The organism is Desulfovibrio sp. 1214_IL3152 (genome assembly GCF_036763055.1).
Classification (GTDB): Bacteria; Desulfobacterota; Desulfovibrionia; order Desulfovibrionales; family Desulfovibrionaceae; genus Desulfovibrio.
The window spans coordinates 1-1,552 of sequence record NZ_JBAIYW010000065.1; the positions used below are offsets into that span (position 1 = coordinate 1).

A 1,552-nucleotide genomic window follows, 5' to 3' on the forward strand; every position below is an offset into this window, starting at 1 on the left:
GCTTTCAGGGCTGAAAGGTCGGTCACCTGCGCATAATAGGGCAGCATAAAGGCCACGGCCAGCAGCAATGCCGCCAGCAGGCTGAGTTTGTGACGCATGGGGGCCACGCTGCGCGCCACAATGGTCCACAAGGCCAAAGGCGCAAGCCAGATGAGCACCTTGGCGCTTTCAAGCGCCACATTGCGGCCCGTAAAGGCATCACCCTGCCAGCTTTGCTGTATTTCCGCCACGGTTGCACCAAGAAAAATCAGCCAGAAGATGGTCCAGGCATTGCGCGCCCACGCGGCGCACCAGGGAATCATGGTGTTGTAATGGTCGCGGCCGAAGTCCTCGCGTTTGCGGCGTATGACGAGCCACATGGCGCCGCAGGCTCCTGCCATAGCCAGAGCCAGGGGCAGGGTCCAGTACAGGGCGCACCAGAAGGGCGACAGCCAGCCGGGAAAAAAGATGTCCCCAAGGGTGATGCTGCTGGCGTCCGGGCGCGTATAGGCGCTCAGCATGCGGGCAGCGCCAAGGGTGACGGCCACGGCGATGCATGCCTGCATGCCGCTTACAAAGCCCATAACGATGTGCAGGATGGGTGTTTTGACCAGAAATTTCCACAAGGCGAAATAGAGGCTGCTGATAAGCACGGCCAGGCCCAGTAATATCCAGCTCAGTTCCACCATGAAATCTGGCAGAGAGTCCGGCGTGTAGGCGCTCTGAACAAAAAACAGCCACACGCGCCCCGCGATCAGCAGGGTCCAGCCCAGAACCATAGCCAGCATAGCCAGCTGGCGCGCGCATTTGTCATAGGAAGAGCGTTTGCGTGTGATGGAAAAAATTCTTGCCGTGGCGGACACAAAACCAAGGCCCGCAAAGGCCAGCAGCGCCGCCAGGGGCAGGGTCACACACAGGGCGTCTATGCCGGTCTGCAAAAAAGGATAGGCATGCAGCCACTGTTTGGGCAATGCTGCCCACATGGTCATCTGCGCCAACACATCCTGAAAAAAGTTCATCGGGCGCCGCCCCCGGTCTGGCGTGACTTCAGAACAGAAACACTCATGGTCGCTCCTTGCAATCTTGCGCTGACTTGGGAAAATACGCTATAGTCAAAAAAATGTGTGCAAACCTGTATTTGCCTTAAAAAGGCCGGGGCCGCAAGGGTTCTTGAAATATGGCCGGGCTTGGGGCAAAACTACAGGGGAGGCTGGTTATGAAAAAAATCTTTGCGGTACCATTGGTTTGCGCGGCGCTGGTTGCCGGCTGCGCTTCCTCCGCCCAGATGCGGCATGTGGAAGATAAAAGCTCCGCCAACCAGAAAGCCCTGCGCGAAACAGACCAGCGTCTGCACACGCTGGAGCAGAGCGTGGCTGTTCTGGACAGTCAGGTAGCTCAACTCAGAAACCGCACCTTTGAAGTACGCACGCGCGACGGCAAAAAAACCGGCATGACCGTGAAGCCCATACTGCCCCCGGCTGCTCCGGCTGTTTCCGCTTCTGCCGCGCCTGCCGCTTTGGGCGCGTCCGGTTCGCCGGACCAGACAACTCTGCCCGTGCGGGACCAGCATGTA

General features: G+C 58.8%; 1 protein-coding gene and 1 pseudogene. One reads left to right on the top strand and one right to left on the bottom strand.

Annotated features, from left to right (window positions below; genetic code table 11):
- The coding region (locus V6C07_RS01260) for a hypothetical protein (RefSeq protein WP_333534585.1) at positions 1-998 on the bottom strand (998 nt) is incomplete at its 3' end.
- Positions 999-1,195: 197 nt separating this feature from the next.
- Between V6C07_RS01260 and V6C07_RS01265 the strand changes: the two are divergent.
- Positions 1,196-1,552, top strand: a pseudogene (locus tag V6C07_RS01265) (hypothetical protein); the annotation flags it as partial.